Raw genomic sequence first — 18,370 nt, 5'->3', positions numbered from 1 at the left:
AAGCGGGAGATCCGGTGAGTGCGGGGCTATAGCTCAGTTGGTAGAGCGCTTGCATGGCATGCAAGAGGTCTGGGGTTCAATTCCCCATAGCTCCACTCCGCATCGGCGGTCGTGGTCAGCCAGGGTCGTCCGTGTCGCGGGGCTATAGCTCAGTTGGTAGAGCGCTTGCATGGCATGCAAGAGGTCTGGGGTTCAATTCCCCATAGCTCCACAGCAGTTCGGAAGGCCGTCACCCAAGGGGTGGCGGCCTTCCGGCGTTTGGGCGTGGGCGGTCGGGTGCTTCCAGGCTTCGGCGCTTCGGTGTTCCGGCGCTTCGGTGGTCGGGCGGTGGGGGTGCGCGAGGCGTGCGAGGCGTGCGGGACGGGCCCCGGGGGAGCCCTGACGGGGCCTCGGGGGCGCGGATTTCAGAAGCACGCCCCGGACCGTGTAAAGTAGTCGATGTCGCCGAGGGAAACGGCCGGAAACAACCGGGAACCACGGCGGCGAAGCAGGTCAAGGGGCTATAGCTCAGTTGGTAGAGCGCTTGCATGGCATGCAAGAGGTCTGGGGTTCAATTCCCCATAGCTCCACAGCAGTCGAGAGCCGCCTCCCGGAAACGGGGGGCGGCTCTTCGCCGTTCTGCACGCGCCACCGGTCCAAGCGCCCTGAATCCCGCTACCGTCGTGCCATGGCCGATCTGGAGCGAAGGCGGAACGAGGAACTGGCCCGGATACTCCACCAGCTCGGCTGGAGTCCGGAACGGCTCGCCCGCGAGGTGAGCCTCGCCCTGCCGCCGGGCCTGGCCATCAGCTCCACCGCCCCGTACAAGTGGCGCGACCGCGGCATGGTGCCGCGCAGCCCGCACGACCAGGCCGTCTGCGAAGTGCTCAGCCGCACCCTCGGCATAGCCGTCACCTACGAACAGCTCTGGGGCCGGATGGGCGGCCACCGCGGCGCCAAGATCCTCTCGCCCCGGCTGCTCACCGACCCGTGGACCGCCGACACCGCCCAGACCGCGCTGCGCGAGGCCGCCACCGACGCCGGCCCGGTCCGCCTCACCGACCTGTTCCGCAGTGCCGACCTCGACCAGGCCGCCGCCCGCCTCGACTCCCCGCCACCACCCGTCGGCGGCGGTGAGGGCGCGCTGCGCGTCGAACCCGGACTCGTCGGTGAACTCGGCCTGTCCTACCGCAGCAAGCAGAAACTCGAACGCTCCTGCGGCGGCGGCCTCGTCCTCGGCCCCGCCCGGGCCGAACTCGCCATGCTGGCCAAGCTGCTGGAACTCGGCGCGTACGACGAACGACTCGGCCGCGAGCTGTACGGCACCGCCAGCAGACTCGCCCGGCTGGCCGGCTGGGCCGCGTACGACCTCGGCCACGACGCCGCCGCCCAGCGCGCCTTCGTCGCCGCGCTGCGCGCAGCCCACGTCAGCGGCGACGCCCGGCTCGGCGTCGCGGTGCTCGGCGCGCTCGTCGTACTCGCCACCCAGGGCCCCGGCGGGCGCGGACTGGACGCCGTCTCCGCCCTCGCGAAGGCCCTGGACACCCACGGCGCCGCGCTCAGCCCCACCGCCCGGGCCCGGCAGCTCGGCCGGCTCGCCCGCGCCTACGGCCGCCGGGCCGAGGCCGCGCAGGCCGAGGCCGCCGCCGCCCGGGCCTTCGCCGAACTGGACGGCCTGCCCGGCACCGAGGAGGCCCGGGCCGACCTCGCCGGAATGGTGGGGGAGGGGCGGCTGGCGCTCGGCCAGCACCGGCTGGCCAAGGTGCTGCTCGCCGAGGCCGTGGCCGGGCTCGGGCCGGGGCGGGCCCGCTCCAAGGCGCTGCTGATGGTGCGCCTCGCCGAGGCCCACCGCAGGCTCGGCGACCAGCGGGAGGCGGCCCGCACCGCGGCGCTGGCGCGCTCCCTCGCGGCGGGGATGCAGTCCGAGCGGCTGGCGAAGGCGCTGCGGGAGTTCGACGCGGCGGGGCGGGCCGCGGGGCGATAGGGCCCCTGGCGTGCGCGGTGGGGTTCTTGGTGCGCCCTGTGCGGCCCGTACGGCCTGGTGCGGCCCTGCCCGGCCCCGTGCGGCGGTCGCCGAGGTCCGCCCCGCAGCCCGCCGAGCGGCTTGCGGTACCCTGAGCCCATGCGAACCGTGCGCCTGCTCCTTAGCCGGCCGCGCTGACCAGGACCGGCTGCGCCCTCGGGCGGTGCCGGAGTCGGCGTGGCGTCCCCTCCTGCGAGGGGATTTTTTGTTTTCCGCCCCGCCCCCGTCCCGGGCCGGGTCCACGGGCCGGCCGCCTGTGCGGTTCGCCAACCGACATCGATGGAGCTTGAAGGACCATGAGCGAGACGACCCCTGCCTCCGGCGCGGCCGAGACCGCGACCGAGCCGTTCCGGTACAGCGCCGCGCTGGCGGCCGAGATCGAGTCCCGCTGGCAGGACATCTGGGAGAAGGAGGGCACCTTCCACGCCCCCAACCCCACCGGTGCGCTGGCGGACCCGGCGGCCGGTGACGTCGCCGCGAAGCCGCACAGCTTCATCATGGACATGTTCCCGTACCCCTCGGGTGCGGGCCTGCACGTCGGCCACCCGCTGGGCTACATCGCCACCGACGTCTTCGCCCGCTACCAGCGGATGACCGGCCACAACGTGCTGCACACGCTGGGCTACGACGCCTTCGGCCTGCCCGCCGAGCAGTACGCGGTGCAGACCGGCACCCACCCGCGGGTCTCCACCGAGGCGAACATCGCCAACATGCGCCACCAGCTGCGCCGGCTGGGCCTGGGCCACGACCCGCGCCGCTCGATCTCCACGATCGACCCGGAGTACTACCGCTGGACCCAGTGGATCTTCCTCCAGATCTTCAACTCCTGGTACGACGAGGCCGCCCGCAAGGCCCGTCCGATCGCCGAACTGGTCGCCGCCTTCGAGTCCGGCGAGCGCGAGGTGCCGGGCGGCCGCGCCTGGGCCGAGCTGTCCGCCGCCGAGCGCGACGAGGTACTGGGCGAGTACCGCCTGGCGTACGCCAAGGAGGTGCCGGTCAACTGGTGCCCCGGCCTGGGCACCGTGCTGGCCAACGAGGAGGTCACCGCGGACGGCCGCTCCGAGCGCGGCAACTTCCCGGTGTTCAAGTCCAACCTGCGCCAGTGGATGATGCGCATCACCGCGTACTCGGACCGGCTGATCGAGGACCTGGACCTGCTGGACTGGCCCGAGGCCATCAAGCTCCAGCAGCGCAACTGGATCGGACGCTCCGAGGGCGCCCGGGTCGACTTCGCCGCCCCCGGCGACCGGAAGATCACCGTCTTCACCACCCGGCCCGACACCCTGTTCGGCGCCACCTACATGGTGCTGGCCCCCGAGCACGGCCTGGTCGACTCGATCGTCCCCGCCGCCTGGCCCGAGGGCGTCCCCGCCGAGTGGACCGGCGGCGCCGCCACCCCCGCCGAGGCCGTCGCCGCCTACCGCGCCACGGCCGCCGCCAAGTCGGACGTCGAGCGGCAGGTCGAGGCCAAGGTCAAGACCGGCGTCTTCACCGGCGCCTACGCCGTCAACCCGGTCAGCGGCGCGCCCGTCCCGGTGTTCATCGCCGACTACGTGCTGATGGGCTACGGCACCGGCGCCATCATGGCCGTCCCCGCCCACGACCACCGCGACTTCGCCTTCGCCCGCGCCTTCGCGCTGCCGATGCGCTGCGTCGTCGAGCCCACCGACGGGCGCGGCTCGGACCCGGCCGAGTGGGACGACGCCTTCGACACCTACGACTCCGTCATCGTCAACTCGGCGCGCTCCGAAGGGGACCTGTCCCTGGACGGCCTGAGCGTCGTCGACGCCAAGGCCGCCGCCACCGCCTGGCTGGCCGAGCGCGGCATCGGCGAGGGCACCGTCAACTACCGCCTGCGCGACTGGCTGTTCAGCCGCCAGCGGTACTGGGGCGAGCCCTTCCCGATCGTCTACGACGAGGACGGCGTCATGCACGCGCTGCCCGAGTCGATGCTGCCGGTCGAGGTCCCCGAGGTCGACGACTACTCGCCGCGCACCTTCGACGCGTACGACTCCAGCTCCTCGCCGGAGACCCCGCTGTCGCGCAACGAGGCCTGGGTCAACGTCGAACTCGACCTGGGCGACGGCGTGAAGAAGTACCGCCGCGAGACCAACACCATGCCCAACTGGGCCGGCTCCTGCTGGTACGAGCTGCGCTACGTCGACCCGGCGAACTCCTCGGCGGTCGTCGACCCGGCCAACGAGAAGTACTGGCTGGGCCCGACGGAGAACAAGCCGGCCGGCGGCGCCGACCTGTACGTCGGCGGCGCCGAGCACGCCGTGCTGCACCTGCTGTACGCGCGCTTCTGGCACAAGGTGCTGCACGACCTGGGCCACGTCTCGTCCGTCGAGCCGTTCCACAAGCTGTTCAACCAGGGCATGATCACCGCCGACGTCTACCGCGACGAGCGCGGCTTCCCGGTGCCCGCCGCCGAGGTCGAGGAGCGCGACGGCACCTACTCCTGGCAGGGCGAGCCGGTCAAGCGCGAGGCCGGGAAGATGGGCAAGTCCCTGAAGAACGCCGTCGCGCCGGACGACATCGCCGACGAGTACGGCGCCGACACGCTGCGCCTGTACGAGATGTCGATGGGCCCGCTGGACGTTTCCCGCCCGTGGGACACCCGCGCCGTCGTCGGCTCGTACCGCTTCCTCCAGCGCCTGTGGCGCAACGTCGTCTCGGAGGCCACCGGCGAGCTGGTCGTCACCGAGGAGGAGCCGGACGAGGCGACGCTGCGCGCCCTGCACAAGGCGATCGACGGCATCCGCGGCGACATGGCCGGGCTGCGCTTCAACACGGCCGTCGCCAAGGCCATCGAGCTGAACAACTTCCTGGTCAAGCGCGGCTCCACGCCGCGGGCGGTGGCCGAGCAGCTGGTGCTGATGGTCGCGCCGCTGGCCCCGCACATCGCCGAGGAGCTGTGGCGCCGCCTGGGCCACGGCGACTCGCTGGCGCACACCGACTACCCGGTCGCCGACCCGGCGTACGTGGTGGACGAGACGGTGACCTGCGTGGTCCAGATCAAGGGCAAGGTCAAGGCGCGGCTGGAGGTCTCGCCGGGCATCTCGGACGCCGAGCTGGAGGCGCTGGCGCTGGCGGAGCCGGTGGTCGTCGCGGCGATCGGCGGGGCCGAGGTGCGCAAGGTGATCGCGCGGGCGCCGAAGCTGGTGAACATCGTCACCGGCTGAGTGCGGCTGTCGCGGGAGTGAGCGGGCGGGCGTCCTTCGGGGCGGCCGCCCGTTCGGCGTTCCGGGCGGCGCTGTGAGGAACGTTCCGGGCGGCCTGTGAGGGGTGTTGCGTCCGGTGTCTTTGAGGGATGTTGCGTCCGTTGTCCTGCGAGGTCCGCGGTGATCCAGGTCCCTCGGGGAGATCCCGGATCTGACCCTGATCTCCGCCCGCCGGGACCGCTCCGGCCTGCCTCGGGCCGGGTCGGACGGCTACCGTGGAACTCTCGGTGATGCGGCCCGCGTTGGGCCCGGTGGGGCCGGAACGGCGGCGGAAGGTGGCGCGCGATGGACGTGTTCGGCGTGATGATCGGTCTGGCCCTGCTCTTCGGAGTCGCGGTGATGGTCCTGGCCGTGGTCGGCACGGTCAAGGCCGTCAAGGCCGTCGGCGCGAAGATCGAGAAGACCGAGGCCAGCGCCCGGCGCGCCGTGGAGACCGCCACGCTCAAGGCGAAGAAGTACACCCAGGTCGGCCCGCCCGCGCAGATCGCCGCCGTCCGGCTGGGCCTGCGGACCTCCCTCGACGGCACCCGGCAGGTGCTGGAGGGCGGCGTCGGGCAGGACGGCCAGCTCGGCGAGGCGCTCGCCCTGCTGAACCGGCTCGACGCGCACGCCGCCGAGCTCGACGGCGAGCTGCGGATGCTGGAGCGCGAGCCGGACACCGCGCGGATCGCCGCCAAGCTGCCGGAGCTGCGGGAGCGGGCGGAGCGGATCACGCACGCGGCGGAGACCATGCGCTGGGCGGCGCAGGACCGGGCACACCGGTTCGCGGACGACGAGCTGAGCCGGCTGAGCCAGGAGTGCGAGAGCGAGGCGGGGGCGCTGCGGCACTGGGACGGGGCGGGGGCCTCGGGTTCCTCGGGTTCTTCGCGTGCCGCCGGGTCTCCCGGTTCTGGGGGTTGGACGGGTGCCTCGGGCTCGGCCGGCACGGGTGGGGGTGCGGCCCGGGCCGGGCTGACCGACGGGAAGGGGCGGCCGAGCGCGGAGGAGCTGCTCGGGCTGGCCGATCCGCTGGCCAAGTTGGCGCAGCGGCTGCGCAAGCCGTCCGCCGAGCCCTCGGCCGGACCCTCGGCCGGCTGAGCCCGCCGACCCGCCGCGGGGCCTTCGGACCGGGCACGGGAGCGGGCGCTGTCCTCCCGGACCGACGGGGGGTAACCTCCGGCTCATGCCCTCCGACCTCGCACTTGTCACCGATTCCACGGCCTATCTGCCGCAGGAGGCCCTCGACCGGCACGGGATCACGGTGGTCCCGCTGAGCGTCGCGGTCGGTGACTCGGTCCTGAGCGAGGGCGTCGAGATCTTCCCGAAGGACGTCGCCGAGGCGCTGCGCGGCAAGCAGCGCGTGACCACCTCCCGGCCGAACCCGGAGACCTTCGCCGCCACCTACCGGGCGGCCGCCGAGGCCGGGGCCGCGGGGATCGTCTCGGTGCACATCTCCGGCGAACTGTCCGGCACCGTCGAGGCCGCCCGGCTGGCCGCCGCCGATGCACCCGTACCGGTTCGGGTGGTGGACAGCCGACTGGTCGGCATGGCGCTCGGGTACGGGGTGCTGGCGGCGGCCGAGGCGATCGCGGCCGGGCAGGGCCTGGCGGAGGCGGCCGAGGCGGCGGGCCGACGGGCGTCCGGGACCAGCGGGTTCTTCTACGTCGACACCCTGGAGCACCTGCGCCGCGGCGGCCGGATCGGGGCGGCGCGGGCGCTGCTCGGCTCGGCGCTGGCGGTCAAGCCGCTGCTGCACCTGGACGGTGGGCGGATCGAGCCGCTGGAGAAGGTGCGGACGGCCTCGCGGGCGATCGCGCGGTTGGAGGAGATCGCGGTCGAGCGGTCGGGGGAGCGGGAGGTCGACATCACCGTGCACCACCTGGCGGCCGAGGAGCGGGCGGAACCGCTCGCGGAGCGGCTGCGGGCGCGGGTGCCGGGGCTGCGGGAGCTGTACGTCGGCGAAGTGGGGGCGGTGATCGGCGCGCACGTCGGACCGGGACTGCTCGCCGTGGTGGTCGCGCCGCGCTGAGGGGAGGCGGGTGGTGGTCAACTCGGCGCGGTCTTGCTCGCTCGTGTGAGTGACGCTTTTTGTCCACAACCCCCGGGTTATCCACAGGGTTTCGTCGATTTCCGCGCGATCGCCGGAGGACTCCTACCGTCCTCGGCATGACGACCATGGGCCTGGGCGCGGCGAAGCGCCACGCGATCAACGAGACGGTGCGGCTGCGGATGGCCGCGCTGCTGCCGACGGATGACGAGCCGTCGGGCGGCTCGGGCGGCTCGGGTGACTCGGGTGAGGGCTTGCCAGGGGCCGCCTCGCCGCCGGTGGGCGAGCGGCCGGTGCCTGCCACCGGGTCGCCGCCGGCCGCGCCGCCGCCGCTGCCGACCGTGGGTGGTGCGGATGATCCCGACGAAGCCGTGCGTTCGAGAGCCACCTCCCTCCCCTCGTTCGCCTCGGCTCTGGCGCTCGACCGGCGCGCGGTGGCCGGCCTGACCATCCTGCTGCTGTTCGCGGTCGGCTACGCCGTGCAGCACTTCTGGCTGGCCCGGCCGGAGACTGTCGCCGTGCCCGCGCTGGCGGCGGTCGCGGCACCGGCGCAGGCCGACCCGTCCGTTCCTGCCGACGCCGCCGCCTCCAGAGCCGGGCCCGGCGTCGGTACCGAAGCCGCCCCCGGGGTCGTGGCGGCCGTCGTGGTGGACATCGGCGGGCGGGTCCACCTCCCGGGCCTGCACACCCTGCCCGGCGGCTCCCGGGTGGCCGACGCCCTGCGGGCGGCGGGCGGTCCACTACCGGAGACGGACACCAGGAACCTCAACCTGGCCCGCCTCCTGACGGACGGCGAGCAGATCCTGGTCGGCGAACAGGCACCCGCCCTCGCCCCGGCCGTCGGCAGCGGGAACGGACCTCCGGGCCCGGCCGCACCCCGACCACCCGTCAGTCTCAACCGGGCCACGCTCGAACAGCTCGACGCCCTTCCCGGCGTCGGCCCCACGCTCGCCCAGCGCATCCTCGCCTACCGCACCTCGCACGGCTCCTTCCGCTCCCTCGACCAGCTTCGGCAGGTCAGCGGCATCGGTGCCCGCACATACGCGGAGCTCCGTCCGCTGCTCACCCTCTGACCATCCACCGCCGCTGTTCCTATCCGCCGGGTCCCCTGTTCGCTGCACCGGCCTTCGAAAGGAGGCACCGCCATGTCCGTCGCCACCGCGCCGGCCGCTTCGACCGCTCCGCCCCGCCCCCCGGGCGCCGACTTCCGCCTGCTGCTGCCCGCCGCCTCGGCCTGGGCGGTCTCGGCGGTACTCCTGCGCTCGGAGCCGGGGTACGGGGCCCTCGTCCTCACCGCGGCGGTCGTCGCCGCGTTCGCGGGCATCCTGCTGCTCACCCGGCCGGGCGTCCTGCGCCGACGCGGGTCCGCGGCGACACTGGCCGCCGTCCTGCTCACCGGTGCGGCGGCCGCGATCGCCACCCCGCTGCACACCGCCGACCTCCACCGGGGGCCGCTGCCGGACCTCGTCCGGGCGTCCGCCGCCGCCGAACCGGGTGCGGCCTCCCCGGTGGTGGAGGTGGAGCTGACCGTCACGGGAGACCCGAAGGCCCACCTCTCCCGGGGCGGCACCGTCGGCGGGCAGACGCTCGTCACCGTGGACGCGGTGGCCGACCGCGTCACCCCGCTCCCGGACAGGCGGACCACCCGTACTCGTACGCCGGTGACCGTGATGGCCAGGGGAACGGAGAGCGAGCCCTGGCAACGGCTACTCCCGTCCCAGAAGGTGGCCGCGGAGGCCGAGGTGCGGCCGGCGGGGGAGGGCCACGACACCGAGTCCGCCGCACTGCTGATCGTCCACGGCCTGCCCCGGCAACTGGCTCCGCCGAGCCTGCCGCAGCGGATCGCCGGCCGGCTGCGCGAAGGCCTGCGCACGGCTACCGACGGACTTCCGGCGGATGCGCGCGGACTGCTCCCCGGGCTGGTCGTCGGCGACACCTCGCGACTGCCCGACGACCTCGACGACGCCTTCCGGGCCACCGACCTCGTTCACCTGGTGGCGGTCAGCGGGGCCAACCTGGCGATCGTCCTCGGCGCGCTGCTGGGCGCGCCCGGGCAGGCCGGCACCCCGGAGCGTCGCGGACTGGCGGCGGTACTGGGGCTGTCGCTGCGCACCGGCGCGCTGCTCGGCACCGCGCTGACACTGGCCTTCGTCACCGTCTGCCGGCCCGAACCCAGCGTGCTGCGGGCCGCCGGGACGGGGCTCATCGGCATGCTTGCCCTGGCCACCGGCCGTCCCCGCCGGGCGGTGCCGGCACTCGCCGGAGCGGTCCTGGTGCTGGTCCTGCTGGATCCGTTCCTGGCACGCTCGTTCGGCTTCCTGCTCTCGGTGCTCGCCACCGCCGGGCTGCTCGTCCTCGGTCCGCACTGGGCCGAAGCCCTGCGGGTCCGCCGCTGGCCACACCACCTGGCGGGCGCCCTCGCGGCCACGGCGGCCGCCCAGGCGCTGTGCGCACCGGTGACGGTGGTGCTGTCCGGGCACATCAGCCTGGTCGGCATCCCCTGCAACCTGCTGGCCGAGCTGGCGGTGGCGCCGGCGACGCTGCTCGGCTTCGGGGTGCTCGCCCTGCATCCGCTCCTCCCGGCTCTGGCCCGCCTGCTCGCGGAGCCGGCCGGAGCCCCGGCCGGCTGGCTCGCCCTGGTGGCGCGACGCGGCGCCGAAGTGCCCGGCGGTCAACTGGCGTGGCCAGGAGGGTGGTTCGGGACGGTGACGGTCGCACTGGCTGTCCTGGCAGCCTGCTGGGCGGCGCCGCTCCTACTGCCCCGACGGGCCGCGCCGGGAGGCCCGGCACCCGTGCGGCGCCATTGGACGCGGGCCCTGGTGGCGGGGGTGCTGACGGCAGTCCTGCTGGCCGTGCTGCTGCGCCCACCGCAGCTCACCCGGATCGCCACCGGCTGGCCACCGCCGGGGTGGCGACTGGTGATGTGCGACATCGGGCAGGGGGACATGCTGGCCCTGGCGACGGGGGCCCCGGGCAGCGCGGTGGTGATCGATGCCGGGCCGGATCCGAACGCCGCGGACAGGTGTCTGCGCGACCTCGGCATCACATCGGTTCCCTTACTGCTGCTGACGCACTTCCACGCCGACCATGTCGAGGGCGTGCCGGGAGTGCTGCGGGGCCGGAGGGTCGGGGCGATCGAGGGCACCACGCTGGACGACCCCCCGGGTGAGGCGGCCAGGGTGGCGGGCTGGGCCGCAGGTGCCGGCGTCCCGTTGATCAGAGCCGGCCGGGGTGAACGACGTTCAGCCGGAGTGGAGTTGGCGTGGGACGTGGTGTGGCCCGTTCCCGGTGCGGCCGTGGAAGCGCCCGGCCCGAACAACGCAAGCGTCGCATTGATGGTGTCACTGGCAGGAGGACTACGGATGGCACTGCTCGGAGATCTCGAACCGCAGGCCCAGTCGGCACTGTTGGGCCGGGTGGCGAGGGTGGACGTCCTGAAGGTGGCGCATCACGGATCGGCCCATCAGGACTGGGACTTGGCCGGAGCCCTGCGGCCCCGGCTGGCCCTCATCTCCTGCGGTGAGGGCAACGCCTACGGGCACCCGTCCCCGAGGACGGTCGACCACCTGCGCGCACTCGGGGCCACCGTGCTGCGCACCGACCGGGAAGGGGACATCGCGGTGACGGGCGACTCCCAGGCCACCCTCGGCGTGGCCGTCCACCCGCAGCCCGCCCATCACGCCCACCATGCCCGCCCCGTCCGCCCCGCCCACTCAACCCGCGAAGCCCTCCCCGAGCAGACCCCAGCCTCCCCGCGGGCCCCGCCCGTGTGATCCCCGTGCTCTCCTCCTCCCACCAACCACGTGGGGCAGGGAAAGGGGTAGGGGGTTGTGGGAGGAGTGGAGAGGTGCGGGCGCGGGGCCAGCAGAAACGTTCCGGCGCGCTCCGGGCAAGCCCGGAGCGCGCCGGTGCCACAAGCTCCGGGAGAAGGGTGGCCCGGATAGCCCACATCGACGTGCCGCAGGGCCTGGCGAGGAGGCCAGGGAAGGCGGTTGCGGCCCGCTCCGGGCCCGGCCCGGAGCGCGCCGCGAAGAAGCCCGCACCCCGTACAGGCAAGAGGCAGAGCACCACGACAGGCCGGAGGGGCCTGGACCCGGGCTTCAGACAAGGCCGGGCGTGGCCTCAGGCTTCCTCGCGCCAGCCGTCGTAGCCGGAGACGAGGGTGTCGAGGGCGTGCAGCAGGGCCGGGGTCCACCCGGTCTCCGGGGGTTCGGCGACGACGAGCCACTGGGCGTCCTCGGCGTCGTCCTCGCCCGCGAGGGCGTCGCGGACGACTTCGAGCTCGCCGAGGTCGGGCTGGGCGGCGGCGAGTTCCTCGGCGGCTTCCTCGGCGGTGTCACGGTCGGGCAGGACGAGCAGCTGCCGGGCGTACGGGTCGTCGACGTCCGGGAGGTCGGTGGTGTGGTTCTCGGTCACCCGGCCATTGTCCAGGCCGGGCCGCCCGCTCCATCGGCCGGGACACCGGGACACCGGGACACCGGGAGGCCGGGACGCCGGGAGGCCGGGAGGCCGGGACGCCGGGACACCGGGAGGCCGGGAGGCCGGGAGGCCGGGAGGCCGGGAGTGTCCGCCACCCGTGGGATGCTGGTACGCGATGGCCAGGAAGAGTGCACCCGACGACCTGCTCGCCCCGCTGACCCTCGCGGTCGGCCAGGAGGAGCTGCTGCTGGACCGCGCGGTCGCCCAGGTGGTGGCGGCGGCGAAGGCGGTGGACCCGGACACCGATGTGCGGGATCTGCCGCCCGGCGGCCTGCAGCCCGGAAGCCTGGCCGAGCTGACCACGCCGTCGCTGTTCGCCGAGCGCAAGGTGATCGTGGTCCGGGCCGCGCAGGACCTCTCCGCCGAGTCGGTGAAGGAGGTCAAGGCGTACATCGAGGCACCGGCCGAGGAAGTGATCATGGTGCTGGTGCACGCCGGCGGCGCCAAGGGCAAGGGCCTGCTGGACGCCGGGCGCAAGGCCGGCGGGCGCGAGGTGGCCTGCGCCAAGCTGGCCAAGGCGAGCGAGCGGCTGGCCTTCGTCAAGGGCGAGTTCCGCACCCTGGGCCGCTCCGCGACCCCGGAGGCCTGTCAGGCGCTGTTGGACGCGCTCGGCAGCGACCTGCGCGAGCTGGCGGCCGCGTGCGGCCAGCTGACCTCGGATGTCGAGGGGGCGATCGACGAGACGGTGGTGGCCCGCTACTACAGCGGCCGGGCCGAGGCGACCGGCTTCGAGGTGGCCGACCTGGCGGTCACCGGCCGCGCCGCGGAGGCGCTGGAGCGGTTGCGCTGGGCGCTGGCCGTCGGCCAGCCGCCGACCGGCATCACCTACGCGCTGGCCTCCGGGGTGCGCAGCATCGGGCGGCTGGCGAGTGCCCGGAACATGCGCCCCGGGGACCTGGCCCGTGAGCTGGGCATGCCGCCGTGGAAGGTCGACCGGGTCCGTCAGCAGATGCGCGGCTGGACGGGCGACGGGGTGGCGACCGCGCTGACCGCGATCGCCCAGGCCGACGCCGCCGTCAAGGGCGGCTCGGACGACCCGGCTTTCGCCCTGGAGCGCGCGGTGGTCGCCGTCGCCCGGGCCGCCCGAGCCGGGTCCCGCCCGGCGTACTGACGGCCCCGGCGTACTGACGGCCCCGGCGTACTGACGGCCCCCGGCGACACGGAGCGGCCCAATGCCCCGGAAGGGCGCCGGGCCTACTTCTTCATCGCCCGGACGGCGTCCTGGCCGTCGGACTGGAGGGTGCTGCGCAACTCGTCCTTGGACGGCGGCTTGCTCTTCCCCGCGCTGTAGCTGGCCGTGTAGTTGATGTAGTACGTCATCCCGCCGTCGAGGATGTCCAGCTCGGCGTAGATGCTGTGGTACTGGTCCGAGCCGTCGTCCTTGTACAGGAAGTACGCCTTGTCGCCGATCCCCGGGATGTCGGTGACCTGGTAGCCGCGCGCCCGGTAGAGCTCCTTGTTGGCCTCCAGCTCGGGCGCCGGGTTGACGGCCTTGTGCAGGTCGGCGCGCATGTAGACGTTGGCGTACTCGCTGTCGCTGTTGCCGCCGGTGCGCTTGAGCGACATCGAGCAGTTCATGCTGTCCAGCGCGGAGAACCGGTCGGTGTGGTGGGTCGGCGCGGAGCTGTCCGAGACGGAGTACGTCTGGAGGAGCTTGGTGGGCTTCCCGGTGACGCAGAAGTCGTCCGAGAGGTGGTAGCCGTTCAGGCCGCGCGGCGAGGAGCTGCTGCTGACCATGCCGGGGACGAGCAGCACGGCGGCGGTCCAGCCGGCCGAGACGGTCAGGGCGCCGACGAAGGCCCAGACGGCGTTGCGGCGCAGGTTGCCCTTGGCCTGCTTGGAGGCGCCGGGCGCGCCGACCGCCGGAGGCAAAGGCGGACCGGGCGGCCCGAACCCCGGCATACCCTGGCCGGGCCCCGGCATCCCCGGCTGCTGCGGGAAGCCGTACCCCGGCCCGGAAGCCGGTGGCGGCGGTGGCATCGTCATGGAAAGTCCCCCCTGGGCCTGGCGTCGGGGCGCTCCCCACGCCGCGTCGGACCCGACCGACCATAGCGGCCGGACCGTGGAACGCGACAGGCGCCGCAGTGGTCTCCGGGGAGGAGGCCGACTGCGACGCCTGCCGTACTGCTTCGTACACCGCACCCGCGTGGCGAACGCAGGCCGCGTGCGGTGCGAGTCTCGCGCGCCTCGGGGGTCCGGGTAGAGGGCCGGGTCGTCCCGAAGCGGTGGGGGCCGTGTGGCCCCCGGGGCGTCAGGCCTGGGCGGCCACGTTGACGCGCTTGGTGATGGCCGACTTCTTGTTGGCGGCCTGGTTGGCGTGGATGACGCCCTTGCTCACGGCCTTGTCCAGCGCCTTGGAGGCGGCGCGGGCCAGCACGACGGCCTTCTCGGTCTCGCCGGCGGCAGCGGCCTCACGGGCCTTGCGCAGAGCGGTCTTCAGCGAGGACTTGACGGCCTTGTTGCGCAGGCGCGCCTTCTCGTTGGTCTTGTTGCGCTTGATCTGGGACTTGATGTTCGCCACGAAGGAGCCTCAGTCTGTCTAAAGATTACGGGGGCACCCCCGGCCGGAGGCTGGGGGAAGGTTGGCACCAGGCGGCGATCGGACCTGCTGAGAGGGCATGCCGATGCCGGGTGCAGCACCCCACGCTACCAGGGGCCGCGCGCCCGTCCCAAACCGGCCGTCTCAGTGACCCGGCGGTACGGGGCCGGGGACGGCGGGGGCGACGGGGACGGCAGGGGCGACGGGGGCGGCGATCGCCGGGGCGGCCTGGGCGGGGAGCGGGGCGCCGGCCCCGCGGGCGTCGGCCGGGCCGCCGGTGCGGCGCTTGAGCCAGGCCAGGAACCGCCGTCCGAGTTTCTGGAACGGCACCTCGACCAGTCGGTACATCAGGTAGCCGGCCACGAGCGTGGCGGCCAGGAACGTCAGGGTGAAGACGATCTCGAACTTGGTCGACTTCGGCGCCGGCGCCCCCTGGAAGAGCCAGGGCATGCCGTAGAGCCAGTCCATGCCGTCGATGACCAGCCAGTGCAGCAGGTACACCGAGTAGCTGACGGTGCCCAGCCAGGTGAGCGCCTTCGGGAACCGCCGCTTCCTGAGCGCCATCCCCAGGACGAGCACGATCCAGGCCCCGGCGTAGGCGAAGGACCACGCCATCCAGCTGGTGGTCCAGGTCCGCCACAGCGCGTCCCCGTGGTTGTACATCCGCCCGCCGAACACCCCGGCGAGGAAGACGAAGCCGCAGTAGGCGTAGGCCTGAAGGCGGTCGATCTGGCCGTGCTCCGCGCGGTAGACGACGGTTCCGGCGAACATGGTCGCGAAGATCATCAGCGTCTCGAACATGGCGGACCGGCTGCTGCCGAACGTCAGCACGAACCCGAGCGCGCCGAGCAGCAGGGCCCCGGTGCGGGTGAGCTGCGGGTTGCCGCTGACGGCGCAGAACAGGCCCATGGCCACCACCAGGCCGGCGGCCAGGATCAGGTTCTGGGTCGACAGGCCCTGCCGGGCCAGGCTCGCCGGGGTGAGCACGCCGCCGAGCAGCACCGCGCAGGTCGCGAAGCCCACCGCGATCGGCCCGCTCTGCCGGTGCTTGCGGAGCACGAAGAGGGCGGACACGAAGTAGTAGAAGACCATCTCGTAGGTGAGGCTCCACATGATGCTGATGGCGTTCGGCACGCCCAGCAGGTCCTGGAGCAGCAGCCCGTTGGCTCCCAGTGAGAGCAGCGGGTGATCGAACACGGCGGGGTCGATCATCTGGTTGTGTCCCGGCGGCAGGATCACCAGCGCGGCGACGAATCCCACGATGAGCGCCGGGTAGATCCGGAACACCCGGCCGACCCAGAACGCCTGCATGTCGCCCCGGCGTTCCAGGGAGGCGGGCACGATGTAGCCGCTGACCAGGAAGAACAGCATCACCCCGAACAGGCCGAGGTCGAAGCGGTGGGTCAGTGCCTCGCCGTGCGGGACGAAGAACCGCAGTCCGAAGTGGTGCAGTGCCACGGCGAGGGCGGCGAGGCCGCGCAGCGCGTCGAGCCAGCCGAGCCGTGCCGGGGCCACTTCGGCCTTGCCCTGCTGTCTTGTCCGGGCTCCGCGGGGTACGCGGCTCAGTTCGATGCGTTTCACGGCTGGGCAGGTTAGCTTACGGATCGTATGACCGGGTGGCCTCGTGTGAGCCCGGACGTGGCCACGAGGAGTCCGTCCGGGCGCCGCTACGCCTCGACCGGCGTCTCGACCGGCGTCTCGATCAGCGTCTCGATCAGCGCCTCGCCGTAGTGCTCGACCTCCGGGAACGGCCGGTAGAAGTGGTGCAGCAGCTCACGCCAGCGCCGGTACTCCGGGGAGCGGCGGAAGCCCTCGGTGTGGTCGGCGAGGGTGTCCCACTCCACCTGGAGGAGGAAGCGCGAGCCGCGGCCCTCGTCCAGGCAGCGCCGCAGCCGCAGCGAGCGGAAGCCGCGTTGGACGGTGATCAGTGGGCGGGCTTCGGCGAAGGCGGCGAGGAACTCGTCCTCCCGGCCGGGCAGGACGTCGAGCAGGGCGTTTTCGAGGACCATGGGAGGCCATCCTGCCGTCCGGGGGCGGGGAGGGGAAGGCATGGGCGGTGCCCGAACGGCAGCCCGGTCCGCGGTCGTGGGAGGATGGGAGGAACTATTTCGATCGGACGAGACTGTCCGGTCTCCGGGAAACCGGTCAGCGATGACCCGGACACCCCCGGCCCCGGACCAACGGAGAATCGGACCAAGGTGCCCGCGACCCCCAGCAATGTGCCAGAGCCCAGCCGTACCGACCCGGCGCTGATCCGCAACTTCTGCATCATCGCCCACATCGACCACGGCAAGTCGACGCTCGCAGACCGGATGCTCCAGATCACCGGCGTGGTCGACCCCCGGCAGATGCGTGCTCAGTACCTCGACCGCATGGACATCGAGCGTGAGCGCGGCATCACCATCAAGTCGCAGGCGGTCCGCCTCCCGTGGGCGCCGAAGACCGGTCCGGAAGCCGGGACGACGCACATCCTCAACATGATCGACACCCCGGGCCACGTGGACTTCACGTACGAGGTGTCCCGCTCCCTCGCCGCGTGCGAGGGCACCATCCTGGTGGTCGACGCGGCCCAGGGCATCGAGGCGCAGACCCTCGCCAACCTGTACCTGGCGCTGGAGAACGACCTCACGATCGTCCCGGTCCTCAACAAGATCGACCTCCCGGCCGCCCAGCCGGAGAAGTACGCGGCCGAGATCGCCCACATCATCGGCTGCGACCCGAGCGACGTGCTCCAGGTCAGCGCCAAGACCGGTCTGGGCGTCGAGGACCTGCTGGACCACATCGTCAACACCATCCCGGCCCCGGTCGGCGTCAAGGACGCCCCGGCCCGCGCGATGATCTTCGACTCGGTGTACGACTCCTACCGCGGCGTGGTCACCTACGTCCGAGTGGTGGACGGCCAGCTCACCAAGCGCGAGCGGATCTCGATGATGTCCACCGGCGCCACCCACGAGCTGCTGGAGATCGGCGTCATCTCGCCCGAGCCGAAGGTCGCCGACGGCCTCGGCGTCGGCGAGGTGGGCTACATCATCACCGGTGTGAAGGACGTCCGGCAGTCCAGGGTCGGTGACACCATCACCTCGATGCACAAGGGTGCCACCGAGCCGCTGGGCGGCTACAAGGACCCGCGTCCGATGGTGTTCTCCGGCCTCTACCCGCTGGACGGCTCGGACTACCCGCTGCTGCGCGACGCCCTGGACAAGCTGCGGCTCAACGACGCCGCCCTGGTGTACGAGCCGGAGACCTCGGTCGCGCTCGGCTTCGGCTACCGCTGTGGCTTCCTCGGCCTGCTGCACCTGGAGATCATCCGGGAGCGCCTGGAGCGCGAGTTCAACCTCGACCTGATCTCCACCGCCCCCAACGTGGTCTACCGGGTGGTCATGGAGGACGGCACCGAGCACACCGTCACCAACCCGAGCGAGTTCCCCACCGGCAAGATCGCCGAGGTGTTCGAGCCGGTCGTGCGCGGCACCATCCTGGCGCCCAACGAGTTCGTCGGCGCGATCATGGAGCTCTGCCAGTCCCGCCGCGGCAACCTCCAGGGCATGGACTACCTGTCCGAGGACCGGGTCGAGCTGCGCTACACCCTGCCGCTCGCGGAGATCGTCTTCGACTTCTTCGACCAGCTGAAGTCCAAGACCCGCGGCTACGCCTCGCTGGACTACGAGCCCATCGGCGAGCAGTCCGCCCAGCTGGTGAAGGTCGACATCCTGCTGCACGGCGACGCGGTGGACGCCTTCTCCGCGATCGTCCACAAGGACAAGGCCTACAACTACGGCGTGATGATGGCGGGCAAGCTCCAGAAGCTCATCCCGCGCCAGCAGTTCGAGGTGCCGATCCAGGCGGCCATCGGCTCCCGGGTGATCGCCCGTGAGACGGTCCGCGCGATCCGCAAGGACGTCCTCGCCAAGTGCTACGGCGGTGACATCTCCCGTAAGCGGAAGCTGCTGGAGAAGCAGAAGGAAGGCAAGAAGCGGATGAAGATGGTCGGCCGCGTGGAGGTCCCGCAGGAGGCCTTCATCGCCGCGCTGTCCACCGACGCCGAGCCGCCGAAGGAGAAGAAGTAACGGCGGCAGGCGGTCCGTGACCGCAGGAGGGGC

13 protein-coding genes and 3 tRNA genes are annotated in these 18,370 nt (G+C 72.8%); 11 read left to right on the top strand and 5 right to left on the bottom strand.

The features are described 5' to 3' along the window. Positions 1 to 22: 22 nt before the first annotated feature. The 9 genes from QWJ13_RS07435 to QWJ13_RS07395 all read left to right on the top strand — a co-directional run bounded on the left by QWJ13_RS07435 (position 23) and on the right by QWJ13_RS07395 (position 11,025). Positions 23 to 95: transfer RNA gene (locus tag QWJ13_RS07435), tRNA-Ala, on the top strand. Between the two features lie 43 nt (positions 96 to 138). After that, positions 139 to 211: transfer RNA gene (locus QWJ13_RS07430), tRNA-Ala, on the top strand. A 285-nt stretch (positions 212 to 496) separates the two neighbouring features. Then, a tRNA-Ala gene (locus QWJ13_RS07425) sits at positions 497 to 569 on the top strand. A gap of 98 nt (positions 570 to 667) precedes the next feature. Then, positions 668 to 1,963, top strand: coding sequence for an NsdA family TPR-like regulatory protein (locus tag QWJ13_RS07420; protein WP_316521407.1), 1,296 nt, complete (start codon positions 668 to 670; stop codon positions 1,961 to 1,963). Between the two features lie 335 nt (positions 1,964 to 2,298). After that, positions 2,299 to 5,187, top strand: coding sequence for a leucine--tRNA ligase (gene leuS / locus QWJ13_RS07415; protein WP_316521405.1), 2,889 nt, complete (start codon positions 2,299 to 2,301; stop codon positions 5,185 to 5,187). A gap of 324 nt (positions 5,188 to 5,511) precedes the next feature. Then, entirely contained in the window at positions 5,512 to 6,303 is a 792-nt protein-coding gene (locus tag QWJ13_RS07410) for a hypothetical protein (RefSeq protein ID WP_316521403.1), read from the top strand. 85 nt (positions 6,304 to 6,388) lie between these two features. After that, positions 6,389 to 7,234 (top strand): DegV family protein, encoded by an 846-nt coding sequence (locus QWJ13_RS07405; RefSeq protein ID WP_316521401.1) that lies wholly within the window; start codon positions 6,389 to 6,391, stop codon positions 7,232 to 7,234. 137 nt (positions 7,235 to 7,371) lie between these two features. After that, on the top strand, positions 7,372 to 8,325 hold the full coding sequence (locus QWJ13_RS07400; RefSeq protein WP_316521398.1) for a ComEA family DNA-binding protein: 954 nt from the start codon (positions 7,372 to 7,374) through the stop codon (positions 8,323 to 8,325). 72 nt (positions 8,326 to 8,397) lie between these two features. After that, entirely contained in the window at positions 8,398 to 11,025 is a 2,628-nt protein-coding gene (locus QWJ13_RS07395) for a ComEC/Rec2 family competence protein (RefSeq protein WP_316521397.1), read from the top strand. Positions 11,026 to 11,374: 349 nt separating this feature from the next. Here QWJ13_RS07395 and QWJ13_RS07390 read toward each other — a convergent pair whose 3' ends face one another. Beyond that, on the bottom strand, positions 11,375 to 11,668 hold the full coding sequence (locus tag QWJ13_RS07390) for a hypothetical protein (protein ID WP_316521394.1): 294 nt from the start codon (positions 11,666 to 11,668) through the stop codon (positions 11,375 to 11,377). Between the two features lie 178 nt (positions 11,669 to 11,846). Between QWJ13_RS07390 and holA the strand changes: the two genes are divergently transcribed. Continuing rightward, a complete protein-coding gene (gene holA, locus QWJ13_RS07385; RefSeq protein WP_316521392.1) occupies positions 11,847 to 12,842 on the top strand; it encodes a DNA polymerase III subunit delta in 996 nt (331 codons plus the stop codon). A gap of 83 nt (positions 12,843 to 12,925) precedes the next feature. Here holA and QWJ13_RS07380 read toward each other — a convergent pair whose 3' ends face one another. From QWJ13_RS07380 to QWJ13_RS07365, 4 genes are all read right to left on the bottom strand, one after another. Beyond that, positions 12,926 to 13,603 carry a hypothetical protein gene (locus tag QWJ13_RS07380; RefSeq protein WP_316521390.1) on the bottom strand — a complete coding sequence of 226 codons (678 nt, stop codon included), beginning with the start codon at positions 13,601 to 13,603 and terminating at the stop codon, positions 12,926 to 12,928. Between the two features lie 379 nt (positions 13,604 to 13,982). Next, complete coding sequence (rpsT, locus tag QWJ13_RS07375; protein WP_316521387.1) at positions 13,983 to 14,252, bottom strand: 30S ribosomal protein S20; 270 nt, start codon at positions 14,250 to 14,252, stop codon at positions 13,983 to 13,985. Between the two features lie 162 nt (positions 14,253 to 14,414). Beyond that, positions 14,415 to 15,785: an acyltransferase family protein gene (locus tag QWJ13_RS07370; protein WP_316521383.1), complete on the bottom strand. Its 1,371-nt coding sequence runs from the start codon at positions 15,783 to 15,785 to the stop codon at positions 14,415 to 14,417. 152 nt (positions 15,786 to 15,937) lie between these two features. Next, positions 15,938 to 16,279, bottom strand: a complete 342-nt coding sequence (locus QWJ13_RS07365) for an antibiotic biosynthesis monooxygenase family protein (RefSeq protein ID WP_316521381.1) — start codon at positions 16,277 to 16,279, stop codon at positions 15,938 to 15,940. A 189-nt stretch (positions 16,280 to 16,468) separates the two neighbouring features. Between QWJ13_RS07365 and lepA the strand changes: the two genes are divergently transcribed. Continuing rightward, the gene (lepA, locus tag QWJ13_RS07360; protein WP_316521378.1) at positions 16,469 to 18,337 is read left to right on the top strand and encodes a translation elongation factor 4; all 1,869 of its coding nucleotides are present in this window, start codon (positions 16,469 to 16,471) and stop codon (positions 18,335 to 18,337) included. Positions 18,338 to 18,370: the final 33 nt, after the last annotated feature.

The organism is Kitasatospora brasiliensis (genome assembly GCF_032654805.1).
In the GTDB taxonomy this organism is placed as follows: Bacteria; Actinomycetota; Actinomycetes; order Streptomycetales; family Streptomycetaceae; genus Kitasatospora; species Kitasatospora brasiliensis.
Note: the sequence above shows the minus strand (reverse complement) of the source record. Positions and strands in the feature narration are given on the sequence as shown.